At 68.0% G+C, this 15,404-nt stretch carries 14 protein-coding genes and 1 tRNA gene; 8 read left to right on the top strand and 7 right to left on the bottom strand.

Annotated elements, in window-relative coordinates; translation table 11 throughout:
* The first annotated feature begins 221 nt into the window (after positions 1-221).
* The gene (locus ACIRQH_RS08000) at positions 222-875 is read left to right on the top strand and encodes an FMN-dependent NADH-azoreductase (protein WP_404224728.1); all 654 of its coding nucleotides are present in this window, start codon (positions 222-224) and stop codon (positions 873-875) included.
* Between the two features lie 414 nt (positions 876-1,289).
* On the opposite strand, the gene ACIRQH_RS07995 is transcribed toward ACIRQH_RS08000, so the two are convergent.
* Positions 1,290-1,372, bottom strand: a tRNA-Leu gene (locus ACIRQH_RS07995).
* Between the two features lie 577 nt (positions 1,373-1,949).
* Here ACIRQH_RS07995 and ACIRQH_RS07990 point away from each other — a divergent pair.
* The 6 genes from ACIRQH_RS07990 (at position 1,950) to pknB (ending at position 10,082) form a co-directional block, all read left to right on the top strand.
* The gene (locus ACIRQH_RS07990; protein ID WP_358816865.1) at positions 1,950-2,792 is read left to right on the top strand and encodes a DUF3662 and FHA domain-containing protein; all 843 of its coding nucleotides are present in this window, start codon (positions 1,950-1,952) and stop codon (positions 2,790-2,792) included.
* 10 nt (positions 2,793-2,802) lie between these two features.
* On the top strand, positions 2,803-3,324 hold the full coding sequence (locus ACIRQH_RS07985) for an FHA domain-containing protein (RefSeq protein WP_358816864.1): 522 nt from the start codon (positions 2,803-2,805) through the stop codon (positions 3,322-3,324).
* Positions 3,325-3,422: 98 nt separating this feature from the next.
* Positions 3,423-4,979, top strand: a complete 1,557-nt coding sequence (locus tag ACIRQH_RS07980) for a Stp1/IreP family PP2C-type Ser/Thr phosphatase (RefSeq protein WP_388930209.1) — start codon at positions 3,423-3,425, stop codon at positions 4,977-4,979.
* Positions 4,980-5,005: 26 nt separating this feature from the next.
* Positions 5,006-6,445, top strand: coding sequence for an FtsW/RodA/SpoVE family cell cycle protein (locus ACIRQH_RS07975; protein WP_358816862.1), 1,440 nt, complete (start codon positions 5,006-5,008; stop codon positions 6,443-6,445).
* Complete coding sequence (locus ACIRQH_RS07970; protein WP_358816861.1) at positions 6,442-7,914, top strand: penicillin-binding transpeptidase domain-containing protein; 1,473 nt, start codon at positions 6,442-6,444, stop codon at positions 7,912-7,914. Before ACIRQH_RS07975 ends, ACIRQH_RS07970 begins: the two co-directional genes overlap by 4 nt.
* 170 nt (positions 7,915-8,084) lie before the next feature.
* Complete coding sequence (gene pknB, locus ACIRQH_RS07965; RefSeq protein ID WP_404224726.1) at positions 8,085-10,082, top strand: Stk1 family PASTA domain-containing Ser/Thr kinase; 1,998 nt, start codon at positions 8,085-8,087, stop codon at positions 10,080-10,082.
* 86 nt (positions 10,083-10,168) lie between these two features.
* Here the strand turns inward: pknB and ACIRQH_RS07960 are convergent, their stop codons facing one another.
* From ACIRQH_RS07960 to ACIRQH_RS07935, 6 genes are all read right to left on the bottom strand, one after another.
* Entirely contained in the window at positions 10,169-10,936 is a 768-nt protein-coding gene (locus ACIRQH_RS07960; protein WP_388868337.1) for a class E sortase, read from the bottom strand.
* A gap of 121 nt (positions 10,937-11,057) precedes the next feature.
* Complete coding sequence (locus ACIRQH_RS07955) at positions 11,058-12,323, bottom strand: class E sortase (protein WP_404224725.1); 1,266 nt, start codon at positions 12,321-12,323, stop codon at positions 11,058-11,060.
* A complete protein-coding gene (locus ACIRQH_RS07950) occupies positions 12,320-12,958 on the bottom strand; it encodes an aminodeoxychorismate/anthranilate synthase component II (protein ID WP_355873320.1) in 639 nt (212 codons plus the stop codon). Before ACIRQH_RS07950 ends, ACIRQH_RS07955 begins: the two co-directional genes overlap by 4 nt.
* Positions 12,955-13,116: a hypothetical protein gene (locus ACIRQH_RS07945; RefSeq protein WP_107482591.1), complete on the bottom strand. Its 162-nt coding sequence runs from the start codon at positions 13,114-13,116 to the stop codon at positions 12,955-12,957. The genes ACIRQH_RS07950 and ACIRQH_RS07945 overlap by 4 nt, the downstream gene beginning before the upstream one ends.
* A gap of 31 nt (positions 13,117-13,147) precedes the next feature.
* Positions 13,148-13,900 carry a class E sortase gene (locus ACIRQH_RS07940; protein WP_358816858.1) on the bottom strand — a complete coding sequence of 251 codons (753 nt, stop codon included), beginning with the start codon at positions 13,898-13,900 and terminating at the stop codon, positions 13,148-13,150.
* A 68-nt stretch (positions 13,901-13,968) separates the two neighbouring features.
* Positions 13,969-14,748 (bottom strand): DUF881 domain-containing protein, encoded by a 780-nt coding sequence (locus tag ACIRQH_RS07935; protein ID WP_358816857.1) that lies wholly within the window; start codon positions 14,746-14,748, stop codon positions 13,969-13,971.
* Between the two features lie 142 nt (positions 14,749-14,890).
* On the opposite strand from ACIRQH_RS07935, the gene crgA reads away from it, so the two are divergent.
* The gene (gene crgA / locus ACIRQH_RS07930; protein ID WP_081218355.1) at positions 14,891-15,145 is read left to right on the top strand and encodes a cell division protein CrgA; all 255 of its coding nucleotides are present in this window, start codon (positions 14,891-14,893) and stop codon (positions 15,143-15,145) included.
* Positions 15,146-15,404: the final 259 nt, after the last annotated feature.

The raw sequence follows: 15,404 nt of genomic DNA, 5'->3' as shown, positions 1-15,404 counted from the left end.
TAACTGTGTTATCTCTAGTTAGGTACGAATGAGAAGCCCTCCAGGGCGTCGCGTCGCCGTCCATGCGCCGCCCTGCCCTGGATCCGTTTCCGAAGCCCTGCCCGGGCCCGTCCTCCCAGGTCGACCGGACTCGGCACCAAGAGCCCGCCCGGGCTCCGCCCCACGGCCCTCCCCGGGCCGGCGGGCTCCACCGGTTCACATCGCTCTCCTTGGAGATCCCCATGGCCACCCTCCTTCACATCGACTCGTCCGTCTTCCCGGGCAGCGCCTCCGCCTCCCGGGCCGTGACGGACGCCTTCCGCACCGCCTGGCAGGAGCAGCACCCCGACGGCACGGTGATCTACCGCGACCTCGCCGCCGAGCCCGTGCCGCACATCACCGCCGAGGCCCACACCGCCGGATTCGTCGCCCCGGACACCCACAGCCCCGAGCAGGCCGCGGCCTTCGCCGCGCGCGTGAAGCTCATCGAGGAGATGGAGAACGCGGACGCGATCCTGATCGGCGCCCCGATGTACAACTTCTCGATCCCCTCGACCCTCAAGGCGTGGCTCGACAACGTGGTGCTGATCGGCCGCACGGCGATGGCCGAGGAGTCGAAGATCAAGGGCACCCCCGTGACCGTGGTCGCCAGCCGCGGCGGCTCGTACGCGCCGGGCACCCCTCGCGCGGGCTTCGAGTACGTGCAGAACTACCTGGAGGCCGTGCTGCGCGACATGCTCGAGATGGACCTCGACTTCATCGTCCCGGAGCTCACCATGGCGCCGAGCAACCCGGCGATGTCCGAGCTGGTCCCCCTCTTCGAGGCGTCCCGCGACAAGGCCCTCCAGGACGCGGCCGCCAAGGCGAAGGACGTCGCGCAGCGCCTCGCCGCGTAACCCCACGGCTGGGACGGCAGGCCGCCGGCATCCCGCCGCCCGCCCGTAGGCGACGACACAGAGCCCCGCAGGGCCACGCCCCTCACCCTGCGGGGCTCGGCGCGCTCTCCGGGTGGCTCCGCCCGCTTTTCGCAGGACTTCGCCGGAAAACCGCTCACGGACCGATGACAGGGAAGCCCATTACCGGGCAGCTGAGAGCATCGTCACACTTGCCGAGCGAACAGCAGGGCTCCCGGCTGGGTGACGAGCCGGACCGGCCGTGACGAACCATCACGCGCGCCGTAGCGGCAATCGGCCGGTTCCGGGCCGGATCCGCAAGGGTTCCGGCCGACATACCAACCTGGACCGTCGCGAGCGCTAACGCGGACAACGCAAAAGCCCCGCAGGTCCGAAGACCTGCGGGGCTTTCAACTGTGCGCGAGGGGGGAGTTGAACCCCCACGCCCTTTCGGGCACTGGAACCTGAATCCAGCGCGTCTGCCATTCCGCCACTCGCGCATTGAGTGTGTCGTCCGTCTCCCACCAAGTGGTGCGAGCGCCTGCCGACATCCAGAAGATTAGCACGCTGTCCGGGGTGGATTCACATCCCTTTTCGCAGCCCCCGGCACCCGCCGACCACCTCCCGGCGTGCGTCGTCCCCGGCCCCGGTGCCCGTGTGCCGCCCGGCCTGTACCCCTCGCGGCCTCGCCTCCTGAGCCGGCCGGCTCCGTCACAAGGACACCGTTCCGCCCCACACGTCTCAGACCGAACCGGTTCACGTATCAACCTCGTACCGGTCCTGCCCATCTCCCCAGGAGCCGGACGGGCCGCACAGTCAGGTGCGGGACACTGGTCGCGGGGCGCCTCTACGATCCATGGCAGGAGTAGTGCCGGGAAGAGTTCGAAGAGGGCCCTCTCAGGGAACGTGCGGAGGGGACTTCCGAAGGCGTCGACAACCTGTCGACCGGGCCGACAGGGGGAACCAGCCGATTTCCCGACGCGTGGATACGATCAGTAAGCAGTACCAGCAGCGCCAGCAGGATCAGGTAGACGACAGCAAGCTGTACCAGGACGGCTACGCAGGAGGAGGTGCCCCATGGGAGTCCTGAAGAAGTTCGAGCAGCGTCTCGAAGGTCTGGTCAACGGCACCTTCGCCAAGGTGTTCAAGTCCGAGGTCCAGCCCGTGGAGATCGCCGGAGCGCTGCAGCGCGAGTGCGACAACAACGCCACGATCTGGAACCGGGACAGGACCGTCGTCCCCAACGACTTCATCGTCGAGCTGAGCACGCCGGACTTCGAGCGCCTCAGCCCGTACTCCGGCCAGCTGGGCGACGAGCTCGCCGGCATGGTCCGCGACTACGCCAAGCAGCAGCGCTACACCTTCATGGGACCCATCAAGGTCCACCTGGAGAAGGCCGACGACCTCGACACCGGTCTGTACCGGGTGCGCAGCCGTACGCTCGCCTCCTCCGCCAACCAGCAGTCCCCGGAGCGTGCCCCCGCGGGCCCCGCTCCGGCGGCACCACGCGCAGCTCAGGGTGGCTACGGCTACCCGCCCGCGGCCGCTCCTCCCATGCCGTCCGCGCCGCCGCCCGGCGGCCGTCAGGGCGCGGCACCCGCGGCTGCCCGGCCCCCGGCCGCTGCTGCGGCGGGAGCCCGCATGCGGCACTGGGTGGAGATCAACGGCGCACGCCATCAGATCTCCCGCTCGACGCTGGTGCTGGGCCGCAGCACCGAAGCCGACGTGCGGATCGACGACCCCGGCGTATCGCGCCGGCACTGTGAGATCCGGACCGGAACGCCCCCGACGATCCAGGATCTCGGGTCCACCAACGGCATCGTGGTGGACGGGCAGCACACCACCCGCGCTACGCTCCGCGACGGCTCGCGGATCGTCGTGGGCAGCACCACCATCATTTACCGGCAAGCCGAAGGGTGAAGCGGGGGCAATGTCAGAGCTGACCCTCACGGTCATGCGGCTGGGTTTCCTGGCCGTACTGTGGCTGTTCGTGATCGTGGCCGTGCAGGTCATCCGCAGCGACCTGTTCGGAACGCGCGTCACACAGCGCGGCTCGCGCCGGGAGGCCCAACGGCCTCAGCAGGCCGCGCGACAGGCCGCGCCTCCGCAACAGCGCCAGCAGCAGCCGCCCAGCGGCGGCGGCCGGCAGCGTCGTGGCGCCCCGTCCAAGCTGGTCGTCTCGGAGGGCACCCTCACGGGCACGACAGTCGCCCTCCAGGGGCAGACCATCACTCTGGGCCGTGCGCACGACAGCACCATCGTGCTGGACGACGACTACGCGTCGAGCCGGCATGCCAGGATCTACCCGGACCGGGACGGCCAGTGGATCGTCGAGGATCTCGGCTCCACCAACGGCACGTATCTCGACCGGAACCGACTGACGACCCCCACGCCCGTTCCGCTGGGCGCGCCGATCCGCATCGGCAAGACAGTCATCGAGTTGCGGAAGTAGTGCCACGTCATGAATGAGCGCGAGCGGAGCGAGCACGCGGCGGCGGTCCACGTGGTGGATGCCGGCGCGCTCCCGACCGGAGGGTGGGCACCGTGCGGATGTACCCGGAGCCGACGGGCGAGGTGCGCATGAGTCTGTCACTGCGCTTCGCCGCCGGATCGCACAAAGGCATGATCCGCGAGGGCAACGAGGACTCCGGCTACGCCGGTCCCCGGCTCCTCGCGATCGCCGACGGGATGGGCGGCCAGGCCGCCGGTGAGGTCGCCAGCTCCGAGGTGATCTCCACCATCGTCGCGCTCGACGACGACGTGCCCGGCTCCGACATCCTCACCTCGCTCGGCACCGCCGTGCAGCGCGCCAACGACCAGCTCCGGCTGATGGTCGAGGAGGACCCGCAGCTGGAGGGCATGGGCACCACGCTCACCGCCCTGCTGTGGACGGGCCAGCGCCTCGGCCTCGTCCACGTCGGCGACTCCCGCGCCTACCTGCTGCGCGACGGCGTGCTCACGCAGATCACGCAGGACCACACCTGGGTGCAGCGCCTCGTCGACGAGGGACGCATCACCGAGGAAGAGGCCACCACCCACCCGCAGCGCTCCCTGCTGATGCGCGCGCTGGGCAGCGGCGACCACGTCGAACCGGACCTCTCCATCCGCGAAGTCCGCGCCGGCGACCGCTACTTGATCTGCTCCGACGGCCTCAGCGGCGTCGTCTCCCACCAGACGATGGAAGAGACTCTCGCCAGCTACCAGGGCCCGCAGGAGACGGTCCAGGAGCTCATCCAGCTCGCGCTGCGCGGCGGCGGCCCGGACAACATCACCGTCATCGTGGCCGACGTCCTCGACATCGACTCCGGCGACACCCTCGCCGCCCAGCTCTCCGACACCCCAGTCGTGGTCGGCGCCGTCGCCGAGAACCAGCTCCAGCTCCACGACAACGGCGCGATGCAGACGCCCGCCGGACGGGCCTCCAGCCTCGGCCGGCAGGTCCCCGGACAGGGCGGTGGCGGCGAGTTCGGCCCGCCCGGCAGCGGCGACACCACCGGTTACGTGTCCACGGGCGGCTTCGGCGACTACTCGGACGAGGACTTCGTCAAGCCGCGCAAGGGCCGCAGGTGGCTGAAGAGATCCTTCTACACCGTCCTGGCGCTCGCCGTCATCGGCGGTGGCCTGTACGGCGGTTACCGCTGGACGCAGACGCAGTACTACGTCGGCACCAAGGGCGAGCACGTGGCCCTGTACCGCGGCATCAGCCAGGACCTCGCCTGGGTCTCGCTCTCGAAGGTGGAGAAGGATCACCCCGAGATCGAACTCAAGTACCTGCCGCCGTACCAGCAGAAGCAGGTCAAGGAGACCATCGCCGAAGGCGGGCTCGGCGACGCCAGCTCCAAGGTCGACGAGCTCTCCGTCCAGGCCTCCGCATGCAAGAAGGACTCGCAGCGCCGCGCCGCAGAGAGCGAGAACAACGCGAAGACCGGTGAGGGCGAGGCCGGTGGGACCACGGGAACCACAAAGACCTCCCTGACGTCCAAGGCCACGTCCACCCCGAGCCCGACACCTTCGTCCTCCCCGTCCAAGACCGCACCCACTCCCACACCCGGCCCCAGCCTCTCCGACGAGGAGCAGAAGCTGGTCTCGCTGTGCGGTAAGCAGTAAGAAGCCGTGAGGGGCCCTGTCACACGATGAGCAGTAGTACGAACACGCCGACGCACCACACGTCCACGATCGGATCGATCGGCGCACCGAGCCGACGCAACACCGAACTGGCCTTGCTGGTGTTCGCCGTTGTCATCCCGGTGTTCGCCTACGCCAACGTGGGCCTCGCCATCGACGACCAGGTGCCCGCAGGGCTGCTGAGTTACGGCCTGGGACTCGGCCTGCTGGCCGCCGTCGCCCACCTCGTCGTACGGAAGTTCGCCCCGTACGCGGATCCGCTGCTGCTGCCGGTGGCCACGCTGCTGAACGGGCTGGGTCTGGTCGTCATCTGGCGCCTCGACCAGTCCAAGCTGCTCCAGCAGATCAAGCAGGCAGGCACCGCGGCGCCCCGCCAGCTGATGTACACCGCGCTCGGCATCGCCTTGTTCGTGGTCGTACTGGTGTTCCTGAAGGACCACCGCGTCCTGCAGCGCTACACCTACATCTCCATGGTCGGCGCCCTGGTGCTGCTGCTCCTGCCGCTCGTCCCCGGCCTCGGCGCCAACATCTACGGCGCCAAGATCTGGATTCACGTCGGCAGCTTCTCCATCCAGCCCGGTGAGTTCGCGAAGATCGTCCTGGCGATCTTCTTCGCCGGCTATCTGATGGTGAAGCGCGACGCGCTCGCCCTGGCCAGCCGCCGCTTCATGGGTCTCTACCTGCCGCGCGGCCGCGACCTCGGCCCGATCCTGGTCGTCTGGTTCATCTCGATCCTGATTCTGGTGTTCGAGACGGACCTCGGTACGTCGCTGCTGTTCTTCGGAATGTTCATCATCATGCTGTACGTCGCCACCGAGCGGACCAGCTGGATCGTCTTCGGTCTGCTGATGTCGGCGGCGGGCGCGGTCGGCGTGGCCAGCTTCGAACCCCACGTCCAGCAGCGTGTCCAGGCCTGGCTCAACCCTATGGGGGAGTACAAGCTCAGCCAGTCTGGCGCTCCCGGAATCCACTCCGAGCAGGCCATGCAGGCCCTGTGGGCGTTCGGCTCCGGCGGCACCCTCGGCACCGGCCTCGGGCAGGGCCACTCCGAACTGATCCGGTTCGCCGCCAACTCCGACTTCATCCTCGCCACGTTCGGCGAGGAGATGGGCCTCGCCGGGATCATGGCGATCCTGGTGCTCTACGGCCTGATCGTAGAGCGCGGCGTCCGCACGGCCCTCGCCGCGCGTGACCCGTTCGGCAAGCTCCTCGCGATCGGCCTTTCCGGCGCCTTCGCGCTCCAGGTCTTCGTGGTCGCCGGCGGTGTGATGGGCCTCATCCCGCTGACCGGTATGACGATGCCCTTCCTCGCGTACGGCGGTTCGTCCGTCATCGCCAACTGGGCGCTCATCGGCATCCTGATCCGCATCAGTGACACCGCGCGCAGGCCGGCCCCCGCGCCCGCCCCCAACCCCGACGCCGAGATGACCCAGGTGGTCCGACCGTGAACAAGCCCCTGCGCCGGATCGCGATCTTCTGCGGGCTGCTCGTCCTCGCCCTGCTCATCCGCGACAACTGGCTCCAGTACGTCCAGGCGGACGAGCTGCGCACGGACACGGCCAACCGCCGCGTGAACATCGAGCGGTACGCCACACCGCGCGGCGACATCATCGTGGACGGCAACCCGATCACGGGGTACGTGAAGTCCAAGACGGGCGACTACGAGTACAAGCGCACGTACAAGGACGGCGCGATGTGGGCCCCGATCACGGGCTACGCCTCGCAGGCCTTCGGCGCCAACCAGCTCGAGAAGGTCGACGACGGCATCCTCACCGGCAACGACGACCGGCTCTTCTTCCGGAACACGCTCGACATGATCACGGGCAAGAAGAAGCAGGGGGGCAACGTCGTCACGACCCTCAACGGCGCCGCGCAGAAGGCGGCCTTCGAGGGGCTCGGCGACAAGAAGGGCGCCGTCGCCGCCATCGACCCCAAGACGGGCGCGATCCTGGCGCTGGCCTCGACGCCGTCGTACGACCCGTCGACCTTCGCGGGCAACTCCACGACCACCGACTCCAAGGCGTGGAACGACCTCCAGAAGAAGAACAACCCCGACGACCCGATGCTCAACCGGGCGCTGCGTGAGACCTACCCGCCGGGCTCGACCTTCAAGGTCGTCACCGCCGCGGCCGCGCTGGAGAACGGGCTCGTGCCCGACGCGGACACCGACACGAAGTCCCCGGACCCGTGGACCATGCCGGGCACCACGACCAAGCTGCCCAACGAGGGCAACCTGCCGTGCAAGAACGCCACCCTGCGCACCGCGCTCCGGGTGTCCTGCAACACGGTCTTCGGCAAGGTCGGTTCGGATCTCGGCAACGACAAGATGCTGGAGGAGGCGAAGAAGTTCGGCTTCGGCTCCGAGCAGTTCACGCCGGTCCGCTCCAGTGCCTCGGTCTTCTCCGACGGCATGAACCAGTCGCAGACCGCGCTGTCCTCGATCGGCCAGTACAACACCGCCGCCACCCCGCTCCAGATGGCGATGGTGGCCTCCGCGGTCGCCAACGACGGCACCCTGATGAAGCCGTACATGGTCAGCGAGCTGAGCACCCACAACCTCGACGTCATCGAGCACACGGACCCCGAGAAGCTGAGCCAGCCGCTCAGCGAGAAGAACGCCCAGGTCCTCCAGTCGATGATGGAGACGGTGATCAAGACCGGTACCGGCACCAAGGCCGCGATCCCCGGTTACACGGTCGGCGGCAAGACGGGTACCGCCCAGCACGGCGTCGACAACAGCGAGAAGCCGTACGCCTGGTTCATCTCCTACGCGAAGCTCCCGGACAACAGCTCGCCGGTGGCCGTGGCCGTGGTCGTCGAGGACGGCAGCGCCAACCGCGACGACATCTCCGGTGGCGGTCTCGCCGCTCCCATCGCGAGGGACGTGATGAAGGCAGTCATCGACAGCAAGAAGTGACCCCGATCACGTCCCCTTCACATCGGTGCACGTTGCGATACCGGTCCTGTCACGGGTGACGGTCTTGGCCAGGTCACACAAGGCGATCCGGGTACGGTATGCCCGGACAGCACACCGCCGGACCACACAAAGGTGCGGTCGGGACCGACGGAGAGGGCTGGTAGGTAGCTATGGAAGAGCCGCGTCGCCTCGGCGGCCGGTACGAGCTGAGCCACGTGCTCGGCCGTGGTGGCATGGCGGAGGTCTACCTCGCGCATGACACCCGGCTGGGGCGCACGGTGGCGGTGAAGACGCTGCGAGCTGACCTCGCACGTGACCCGTCGTTCCAGGCTCGGTTCCGCCGGGAGGCCCAGTCGGCCGCCTCGCTCAACCATCCCGCGATCGTCGCCGTGTACGACACGGGTGAGGACTACATCGACAACACCTCCATCCCGTACATCGTGATGGAGTACGTCGACGGGTCCACGCTGCGCGAGCTGCTGCACTCCGGCCGCAGACTGTTGCCCGAGCGGTCGATGGAGATGACCATCGGCATCCTCCAGGCCCTGGAGTACTCGCACCGCGCGGGCATCGTCCACCGTGACATCAAGCCGGCCAACGTCATGCTGACGCGCAACGGCCAGGTCAAGGTCATGGACTTCGGCATCGCCCGCGCCATGGGCGACTCCGGTATGACGATGACGCAGACGGCCGCGGTGATCGGCACCGCCCAGTACCTCTCCCCGGAGCAGGCGAAGGGCGAGCAGGTCGACGCCCGCTCGGACCTCTACTCCACGGGCTGCCTGCTGTACGAGCTGCTGACCGTGCGTCCGCCCTTCGTGGGTGACTCCCCGGTGGCCGTCGCGTACCAGCACGTCCGTGAGGAGCCGCAGGCCCCGTCGGTCTTCGACCCCGAGATCACGCCCGAGATGGACGCGATCGTGCTGAAGGCCCTCGTCAAGGATCCCGACTACCGGTACCAGTCGGCCGACGAGATGCGCGTCGACATCGAGGCCTGCCTCGACGGCCAGCCGGTCGCGGCCTCCGCGGCCATGGGCTCCGTCGGATACGGCGGGTACGGCGACGACCAGGCGACCACGGCCCTGCGCTCCTCGGACGCGCAGGCCACGTCGATGCTGCCGCCGATGAACCCGGACGACGGCGGTTACGGCTACGACGACCGCCCGGACCGCCGTCGCCAGAAGAGCAACAAGAACAACACCTCGACGATCCTCCTGGTCGTCGCGGGTGTCCTGGTGCTGATCGGCGCGATCCTGATCGGTAAGTACCTGGTCGGCGGCAACGGAGCCGGCAGCGACGAATCGTTCGAGGTGCCCAACTTCGTCAGTCAGAAGTACGCGGACGCCCAGAAGATGGCGGACAACCGCGATCTGACGCTCTCCCCCACACGGAAGCCGTGTGAGAAGGAGCCGAAGGGCAACGTCTGCTCGCAGGACCCGGCTGTGGGGGCGACGGTGAAGAAGGGCGACACGATCGACGTGGTCGTGTCCACCGGAGCACCGAAGGTCGCGGTTCCGAACGTCACGGGCGAGACCGTGGACAAGGCCAAGGAGATCCTCGAAGCCGAGAAGTACGAGTTCCAGGTCGACACGAAGTCCAAGGAGTCCACGGAGAAGCCCGGCACCGTCCTGGCCCAGGATCCGGAGCTCGGCGAAGAGGTGCAGAAGGGCTCGACGATCACTCTGACCGTAGCCCGGGAGAAGAAGCAGTCCACGGTCCCCGACGTCTCCGGCAAGAACTGCGACCAGGCCAAGGCGCAGATGACGGCCAGCAACCTCGTGGGCGAGTGCACCGACGTCGAGACCGACGACCAGAACCTGGTCGGCAAGGTCGTCGCCATCACACCTACCGCCGGCAACAAGGCGGACCCCGGCTCCAAGGTGCAGATCCAGATCGGCAAGGCCAAGCAGCAGTCGGCCGTGCCGAGCGTCGTCGGCAAGAAGGTCAACGAGGCGAAGCAGATCCTGCAGCAGGCGGGCTTCAACAACGTCCAGTTCGCCCCGGGCAGTGACGGAAGCGACGGCGCCACGGTGATCCGTCAGGACCCGGGCGGCAACAGTCCGGTCGACAGTCCGGACAACACGACGGTCACGCTCACGACCGTCAACATCGGCGGCAACAACGGCGGGAACGACAACGGCGGTGGCGGGTTCATCGGCGGTAACTAGCCGCTGAACAGGCAAGGCCATCAGGCAGGGGCCCGGTACTCCTCGGAGTACCGGGCCCCTTCGTCATGTCCTACGTGCCCGTGGACTCAGCGCAGTTCCTTCGGCGGCGTCCGGGCGTTGTCGACCTTGTCGACGCGCTCCAGTTCGCCCCAGACCACGTAGCGGTAGCGGGAGGTGTACACCGGGGTGCACGTGGTCAGCGTGATGTAGTGGCCGGGCTTCGTCTTGCCGGACTGCTTCGGGACCGTCTGGAGAACTTGGACGTTGTACTTAGAGGTCTCCGGGAGAGTGCCGAAGACCTTGTAGACGTACCACTTGTCCTTGGTCTCGAAGACGATCGCGTCGCCCTTCTCGACCTTGTCGATGTTGTGGAACTTGGCGCCGTGGCCGTCCCGGTGGGCGGCGAGCGTGAAGTTGCCGTCCTTGCCGGTCGTCGGGAGGGACGACTTGACGGGGTCCGTGTAGTAGCCGGCGACACCGTCGTTGAGGATGGTCGTCGACGTGCCCTTCTCGACGAGGACCTCGCCGTTCCTCATCGACGGGACGTGCAGGAAGCCGATGCCGGCTTTGGTGTCGAGGGCGCCCGGACCGCTGGGGCCTCTGCCCTGCGCCCAGTTGTCGCGCACCTTGTCGCCCTGCTGGTGGGCCGCCCGGTCGGCGACGACGTTCGTCCACCACAGCGAGTAGACGACGAAGAGTCCGAGCACCAGGCCCGTGGTGATCAGCAGTTCACCGAAGACGCTGACGATCATCGCGAACCATCCGATACGGGGGCGGTCCGCGGGCGCTTCAGCGTCCGGTGCGGATCCGGCTTCCGATGCGGCGCGCTCGTCGTGGTCGGTGCTCGCTGCCACTGTTCATCCGCCCCGTCTGGTTCTGTCCCGCTGGTTGTCTCGCGTACGTGTGCCGCGCGAAGCGCGCGTGATGCGTGCGCGCTTGGTGCGTGCGTCCGCGCCCGCTGCCCGGCCTACGCCGTCAGCCGACCAGCGCGTCCGGTTTTCCCTTGCTGCGTGGCCGGTCCTCGACCATCTTGCCCCAGACGATCATCCGGTACTTACTGGTGAACTCCGGTGTGCAGGTGGTCAGTGTGATGTAGCGGCCCGGCGCCGTGAAGCCCGACCCCTTGGGGACCGGGTCGAGCACACTCGTGTTGCTCGGACTCGTGACCGGAAGGATCGACGACATCTTGTAGACGTAGTAGTCGTCCTGCGTCTCGACCACGATCTCGTCGCCCGGCTGGAGCCGGTTGATGTAGCGGAACGGTTCCCCGTGGGTGTTGCGGTGCCCGGCGAGCGCGAAGTTGCCCGTCTTGGCGTCCGGCATCGCCGTCTTGAGATCACCCTCGCCGTAGTGGCCGACCATCCCGCGGTCGAGCACCTGCGTCTTGCTGATTCCTTCGGCGATCGGCGCGACGACGTCCAGCTTCGGGATGTGCAGGATGGCGAAGCCCTGCCCGGGCGAGAACGTCCCCGGGTTCCGCTTGCCCTCCGCCCAGTCCTGCTGAAGGTGGTGAGCGGCGCTGCCCGCCTGCTGGTGCGCCCGCACGTTCGACCACCACAGCTGGTAGGTCACGAACAGCAGCATGAGGACGCCGGTGGTGATGAACACCTCGCCGATCATCCGGCTCATGAGGACGCCCGCGCTGGGCTTGCGCGCCTGAGCCGCCCGTCGGGCCTCCATCCGGCTCAGAGGGGCCTCAGCGGCCCCCTGAGCGGACTCCTGGGGCTCTTGGTGCTCCTGAGTGCCCCCGTGCCGTCCGCGGCGCCTGGCAGCCTTACGGCGGGCCGCACGGCCCCCGGGTACCGCGGCCCCGGCGGACCCGGGCGCGCTTCCGTCGCCCGTTCTCGGCAGATCGGCCAGCCGCAGCGCGACGGTCTCGTCGTCCAAGGGGAGCGCGGCGACCGCTTCCTCGTAGGACGACGGGGAGGGCTGGGAGGTCGGGGCGGTCCGCGCGTGCTGCGGTGCCGGCGGCTGCCCGGAGGACCACTGGAGCGCGAATCCGTCCGGGCCGTACCCCTGGGCACTGCCGTGGGCCTGGGCGTGCCCCTGTGGTGGGGTCTGGCTCTGTGCTTGACCGGGCAAGGGGTCCGTCAGCGGGTCGGCGAACCCTCCGACCGCGGTCTGGAAGGCGTCCGCGCCGCGGAAGGCCTGGGTGCCCGCACCCTCGAACGCGTCGGCGCCCCCGTACGCGGCCCGGCCGCCGTAGGAGGAGCTGTCGCGCTCGGGGCGCAGCGCGGTCACGCCGTGGCCCTGCCCACCACCGGGGCGAGCCCCGCCGACCTCGCCACGGCGACCTTGTCACCGCATTCGTGCAGCCAGTTGGCGAGCATCCGGTGGCCGTGCTCGGTGAGTACCGACTCGGGGTGGAACTGCACACCCTCGACGGGAAGTTCGCGGTGTCTGAGGCCCATGACGATGCCGTCGTGCGTGCGGGCCGTGACCTCCAGTTCGGCCGGGACCGTCTCCGGCTCGGCCGCCAGGGAGTGGTAGCGGGTCGCGGTGAACGGCGACGGCAGACCGGCGAAGACGCCCTTTCCGTGGTGCTCCACGAGTGAGGTCTTGCCGTGCAGCAGCTCGGGGGCCCGGTCGACGACACCGCCGTACGCCACCTGCATCGACTGCATCCCGAGACAGACGCCGAAGACGGGAACCCCGGTGGCTGCGCAGTGCCGGACCATGTCGATGCAGACGCCGGCCTGCTCGGGAGCGCCCGGCCCCGGGGACAGGAGAACGCCGTCGAAGCCGTCCTGTGCGTGCGCGGTCGACACCTCGTCGTTGCGCAGCACCTCGCACTCGGCGCCCAACTGGTAGAGGTACTGGACCAGGTTGAAGACGAAGCTGTCGTAGTTGTCCACGACGAGGATGCGCGTGCTCACTGGTTGTCCACCGTCACATCATTGAAGGGCAGCAGCGGTTCGGCCCAGGGGAAGACGTACTGGAACAGCACGTAGACCACTGCCAGGACGAGCACGAGGGAGACCAGGGCCTTCACCCACACGGTCCCCGGCAGATGCCGCCAGATCCAGCCGTACATGCCGTCCCTTCCGTCGCCGTACGTCAACAGACTAACGGCGCAGAGCCGCCGGTTTCCCTGCCTCCACGGGCTGCGTGGAATCGAGGTGCGCCCAGACGATCAACCGGTGACTGTGACCCCACTCCGGATCGCACGTGGTCAGCGTGAGATAGCGCCCCGGCCGCGTGTACCCGGATTTACGTGGCACAGGGTCGATCACCTCAATGTCCGACGGCACGGTTTTGTAGGGGCCTTTGTCGATCCGATACGTGAACCAGGTCGTCCCGTCGGTGAGCACCACCGCGTCCCCGCGCCGCAGCCTGGGAAAGTCCTTGAAAGGGTCGCCGTACGTGCGCCGGTGGCCGGCGACGGAGAAGTTGCCCTCCTGGCCGAGCTGGGCGGTACCCCGGTAGTGACCGAGCCCCTTCTTCAGGACGTTCGTGGCGGTGCCTTCGAGCACGGGCTTGTTCCACGTGAAACCAAGCCGGGGGATGTACATGACCGCGAAAGGGCCGCCGTACTTGTACGGTCCCGGCTCTTTCGGAGTCGCGGAGGCGGCGCCGGCCTGGGCCCCCGGGGAACCGGCGGATCCGGAGGGCGCCGGGGAGACGGTGGGATCCCCGGGAACGGTCGGATTCCGGGTGACCGCGCCCTTCGACCACTGTTTCTGGAGAACGTCGATCTGGTGGTCCATCGCGCTGTCGGCCTTCACGCCCGTCCAGAAGAGCACGTAGACCACGAACAGCACGATCACGCTGCCCACGGTGATGCACAGCTCACTGATGGTCCTGACGACCACTCGCACCGACACAAGGTCCCCCCGGCGGCAGCTCGCTCAATACGCTTCGCCCTCTGCTCCGCGATGGCGCGCGGTTACTCCACGGGCTTCGCGTAGTGGAGATCCACTGTGCCCGAGTACCCGGGAAGAGTCACCGTCCCGTCCTCGTCGACTTTCCAGCCGAGCCCGTAGACGTTGACGTAGACCATGTAGTTCTGGATCGCCGAGGAAGCGGCGAGCGCGTTCTGCAGCTTCTTCGGATCACCGATCGCGGTGATCTTGTACGGGGGCGAGTAGACGCGGCCCTGGAGGATCAGGGTGTTGCCCACGCAGCGCACGGCGCTCGTGGAGATCAGCCGCTGGTCCATGACCTTGATGCCCTCGGCGCCGCCCTGCCAGAGGGCGTTCACCACGGCTTGGAGGTCCTGCTGGTGGATGACGAGGTAGTCGGGCTGCGGCTCGGGGTAGCCGGGCAGCTTGGCCGTGGCGTTCGGCGGAGCGTCGTTGAGCGTGACCGTGACGGCCTTGCCCTTGAGCTTCTTGGTGCCCGCGTGCTGCTCCAGGGCGGCGAGCTTGGCGTCCTCGGCCTCGCTGCTGCCGTCCTCACGGCCGGCGAGGGAGTCCACGTCGTCACGCAGGGCTCCGTTGGACTCGTCCAGCGTCGCGTTCTTGTGGCTGCGCTCCTGGATCAGGTCGGAGAGCTTCAGCAGGGAGGTGTCCGTCCGGATGTTCGTGCCCTTGGCCGTGTCGAAGCTCGTGAAGAAGATGAGCCCGGCCAGGGCGAAGACGGCCGCCGTGAGTACGCGTACGGGCCGGAAACGGCGCTTTCCGGCAGGACTGGGACCCGTCCCGGGGGAGTCGGCAGAATTGCTCAACGTACCCTTATCTCCTTAGGCGCCGCGGAAGCACTACGCTAACGGACGCCCGGGGGAGCACTCAGTGTCCCCTTGTACGCTGCCCCGGAGCCCGCCCCAGTTCCCTGCGCGGCCACGCAGCGCATCGACAGGAGAGACCCTCGTGCCGAAGTCACGTATCCGCAAGAAGGCCGACTACACGCCGCCCCCGGCGAAGCAGGCGTCCACCATCAAGCTGACCAGCAACACCTGGGTCGCCCCGGTCATGCTGGCCATGTTCCTCATCGGCCTCGCCTGGATCGTCGTTTTCTACGTGACAGACGGCTCGCTGCCGATCGACGCGCTCGACAACTGGAACATCGTGGTCGGCTTCGGCTTCATCGCGGCCGGATTCGGTGTCTCCACGCAGTGGAAGTGACTGCTTCCACTCACAGGTGAGCAGTCGGGCACCAGCTCTGCCCACGGCTATCCACTGAGTTATCCACAGCAGTTGTCCACAGGTGGAAAAGAAAGACGATCTGTGGATAACTCATCAGCGGTTGACGCCGGTGTGACTGACCTACCGGGATCCGTAAACCTGTTCGCCCCCTGTCCGACCTGCGGAAACTCAGGTCAGCGACAGGGGGCACAGCTGTTCCCACACAGCGTGCACAAGATCCGCCACAGTCTGTGGACAA

The sequence above is a fragment of the Streptomyces sp. NPDC102279 genome, from assembly GCF_044766365.1.
Classification (GTDB): domain Bacteria; phylum Actinomycetota; class Actinomycetes; order Streptomycetales; family Streptomycetaceae; genus Streptomyces.
The sequence above is the reverse complement of the archived record's forward strand: the minus strand, read 5'-3'. Positions and strand labels throughout refer to the sequence as shown.

Coding starts and splice junctions, on each gene's coding strand:
- ACIRQH_RS07945 (WP_107482591.1), bottom strand. CDS start 13,116: ATGTACGGCTGGATCTGGCGGCATCTGCCGGGGACCGTGTGGGTGAAG.
- ACIRQH_RS07980 (WP_388930209.1), top strand. CDS start 3,423: ATGTACCCGGAGCCGACGGGCGAGGTGCGCATGAGTCTGTCACTGCGC.
- ACIRQH_RS07990 (WP_358816865.1), top strand. CDS start 1,950: ATGGGAGTCCTGAAGAAGTTCGAGCAGCGTCTCGAAGGTCTGGTCAAC.
- pknB (WP_404224726.1), top strand. CDS start 8,085: ATGGAAGAGCCGCGTCGCCTCGGCGGCCGGTACGAGCTGAGCCACGTG.
- ACIRQH_RS07985 (WP_358816864.1), top strand. CDS start 2,803: ATGTCAGAGCTGACCCTCACGGTCATGCGGCTGGGTTTCCTGGCCGTA.
- ACIRQH_RS07975 (WP_358816862.1), top strand. CDS start 5,006: ATGAGCAGTAGTACGAACACGCCGACGCACCACACGTCCACGATCGGA.
- ACIRQH_RS08000 (WP_404224728.1), top strand. CDS start 222: ATGGCCACCCTCCTTCACATCGACTCGTCCGTCTTCCCGGGCAGCGCC.